Annotated in this window: 5 protein-coding genes; all 5 read left to right on the top strand. The window is 35.9% G+C overall.

The genetic code is table 11. From position 1 onward, the window contains the following. The first annotated feature begins 323 nt into the window (after positions 1 to 323). On the top strand, positions 324 to 725 hold the full coding sequence (locus HXW94_RS18355) for a hypothetical protein (protein WP_178368341.1): 402 nt from the start codon (positions 324 to 326) through the stop codon (positions 723 to 725). 168 nt (positions 726 to 893) lie between these two features. Further along, positions 894 to 1,625: a hypothetical protein gene (locus HXW94_RS18360; RefSeq protein ID WP_178368342.1), complete on the top strand. Its 732-nt coding sequence runs from the start codon at positions 894 to 896 to the stop codon at positions 1,623 to 1,625. Positions 1,626 to 1,646: 21 nt separating this feature from the next. Next, a complete protein-coding gene (locus HXW94_RS18365; RefSeq protein WP_178368343.1) occupies positions 1,647 to 1,967 on the top strand; it encodes a hypothetical protein in 321 nt (106 codons plus the stop codon). Positions 1,968 to 2,202: 235 nt separating this feature from the next. After that, positions 2,203 to 2,823 (top strand): DUF4352 domain-containing protein, encoded by a 621-nt coding sequence (locus HXW94_RS18370; RefSeq protein ID WP_178368344.1) that lies wholly within the window; start codon positions 2,203 to 2,205, stop codon positions 2,821 to 2,823. 199 nt (positions 2,824 to 3,022) lie between these two features. Then, positions 3,023 to 3,235, top strand: a 213-nt coding sequence (locus tag HXW94_RS18375; protein ID WP_343054712.1) for an RRXRR domain-containing protein, incomplete at its 3' end; no start/stop codon positions are given.

Here is a 3,235-nt window from a genome sequence, read left to right on the forward strand (position 1 = left end):
TTGCTCAATTGGTAATGCTTCAATTGAAACAATTAAGAGGTATATTGAACAGCAAGGCTAAAAAGCGGCAATTCATCCCACCGACACCTTCGGTGATCAGTGGGTTTTCTTGCCGAATTCTATAAAATAACTTTAAGCTCATTAATCAACTGGCATGTAACCTGCGTAAAGTAGACCCAACTGGCTGGCGTGAATGACTGGATAATTGCATCCAAAACTATTGAAATCCCAAATATAACAAGCGAGATTAAAGCTCGATGACTCTGAATAGTGGTTTTTTCTGTATTTGGAGATGTAAACAAAACTGGAGGGGGCTAAAAACGATGAAAAATAAAATTTTGATACATGGATTTGTAATTTTAATAATCATGGCTATATCTACACCGACAATGGCTTTTTATTCCAGAGGTAAAGTGTTTAAAGATATTTCGTATGAACATCTTGAAATCAATAAAAAGACTGGGAAAGTAACCTGTAAGCTAATAAATAATAGTGCTTCCACAATAAAGATTTTTGTAAAGGCTCAGTTTTGTAACATACATGATGAATATTTCGATCAAGTTTATATTCAGAAAACAATACCTCCGCGTAGCTCAAAAAAAATCAGAGAGTCGTTGTATAATTTTAATAAATATTCACTTAACGCCCATCATATTAATTGGTATGTTAGATTCTATAAAATTGATACCAAAGTCATCATCAACCGGTTAGGTGACGTAGACTAAAAACAAAATGCATAACATGGAATAATATAAAAATATATCTCTCAAAAAGGACGTATTTTCATGAAATTTGGATTACGGCTTAATTTTGAGCCTGCTTTGCCGAACCAAACAATCACCTTATGTAAAAGGTGGGACATCCCCCAATTTAGCTTATAATGAGAGATATAAATGAAACAATGCCCAAAATGTAAATATACACGAAAATCATCTGATGACAAATTTACCCCTTTAACAGAATGCCCTTCCTGCGGTGTGATTTATGCTAAATACGAAAGATTTTTAGAGCAACAAAGAGAACAGCAAAAGGCTAAACAAAAAGATGCGGAAGATACTGAAAAGACAACCCAGCAAAAGGCTTCTATTCCCTTTAAAAAAAAATACACCAAAAGGTTAATGTGCGTTATCGCAGCATTTGGAGTCATCATCATCTTCTACATAGTTGGTACAAGCCAAAACAACAAAAGTTATGCTCCACAAGCACCTAAGCACTCTTATTCTTCTTCAACCTCCAAGCCATCGTCTTCGTATTCAGCGTCTAAGCACTCCTATTCTTCTTCAGCTTCCAAGCCATCGTCTTCTTATTCTGCAAATCCATATAGCTCGTCAGGAGCCGCTGAGAAAGTGGTTAGTATTTTAAACATTTCCTACGGAAATGTCTGCCATGCTGAACTCACAGGTATTTTTTCAAAAACACTTAAAATTGACTGGACCAGAAATACTGTAAAGCTGCACGCTATTAAGGTCCTTGCCGAGATAGGATCAGTCAAGAAAGGTCTCTACAAAGATGGGGTTCGCTACTTCCAATTCCCGAATAACGCAGGGACATACAATGTTATTGATTGGAAAACAGGACAAAAAAAATCAACGTCAGAGAGGGCAAAATATTATTTTTCTGATTAACAACCAAGGAGGTTATTAAAAATGAAAATTACGTTAAGTTTCAAAATTTTTGTTTCAGCAGTTATTCTTGTTTGTTCAGTAACAACTACTGTTTGGAGTTACTCTTTTGATATGAAAGCATACTGCCGCAGTGTTGCAGATGCTGTTGGGGGGAGTTACCAAATAGAGCAAGGTTGTTTAACGAATGAAAAAACAGCGAAATCAAACCTACAAAGAATGCATATTGAGAGGAGAATAGAAAATTATTGTGTTGGTGTAGCGAATGCAGTTGGAGGGAGTTATCAAATCATGTATGGTTGTGTCCAAAATGAGATGAGAGCAAAAAAAGAAATGGGCAATTAGGCTCCGCCTGACAATCTCCTCATAAGGCGAACATTATGAGGAAATATCATAAAAATTGCCAAAGGACGGGTGATCAGACGGGCTTGAGTTGACACCTTGATAGTGAAATCATGATAACATTTGACCAAGAGTCAACTCAAATATGATTCAGGACACATAAATCGATATTAGTTTTGGGGTTTGCAGGGAATTGGCAAATATTTTTAATCACATCAGAGTTCCAAGGATCGTGTTAATGTTAAAATATTCTTATCTTATGTTTTTTCTCTCTCTATTTATCGCATCGCCTTCTTATCCTTTTTTAAAATGTGTCAATGATAAAGGGGAATTAGCTTTTACCGATACTATTTGCCCTGCTGGCTATAAGCAAATAAACGAATACAACGAGAAAAAGAAAACTCCATCCTCACCGGCAGTACCAATACCGAATAATGAAAATGCACAAAATATTATTAACAACATCAATTTTCGTGTTATTCAAAGAAAAAAAGTTGGTATTAATAATCAATACGAGCAGCCCCAAAAAGGAAATATTTTCTTGGCCTGCCTCATTCAGATAAACAACCGCAACAAGAATACAACAATATATGGGGGGAGTTCCGATCATCACGACACATTTACTTTAAAAACAAACGATGGCTATACGATTAAAGCTGTGAACACCTCATCCGCAGCTTGGAGAGAAGCCCTAAAAGTGTGGACAGGAATCAATTTATATCCTGGAGAGCAAGGCAAGGGTTGGATCGTTTTTGAAATACCAAAAAGATCAACTCCTAAAAAACTATACTTTCACGTATGCAAAGTAAATAGCCCTCATAATCTGACTGAGTTAGGCAGACTATCTATTGATTTTTAAATCTATTAACAGTTGAGTAAGTAATTCCGGGGATATGATACCTAATTCTGCAAAATTAAATATCATACTCTTGATAATATATGATAGCCGAACGAAACATTAACCATCCTCCCATTCAGATTCACTTGGAATTTTTTTGGGTATTAGAAGAATTCCTGACGGGTTTGGCTCTTTGCCTTCAGGGATAATATATTGATTGGTGTTAGGGTCATATTCAATTACATGGGCATATCGTTTTGGAGGCTTTGTCCTTTGCTCTAACTTCGATAGAGCATTTTTATATTTTTTTACAATCCGGCTTTTGTATGGATCAAGTGGTTACAAACAAAAAGTAAAGCTTGGTATAGATGCAGGCTATAAGACAATCGGCTTTAGTGCGGTAAGTCAAAAAGATGAGCTTGTTTCAGGAGAG

Origin of the sequence: Desulfobacter latus (genome assembly GCF_013389365.1) — a bacterium.
Classification (GTDB): Bacteria; Desulfobacterota; Desulfobacteria; order Desulfobacterales; family Desulfobacteraceae; genus Desulfobacter; species Desulfobacter latus.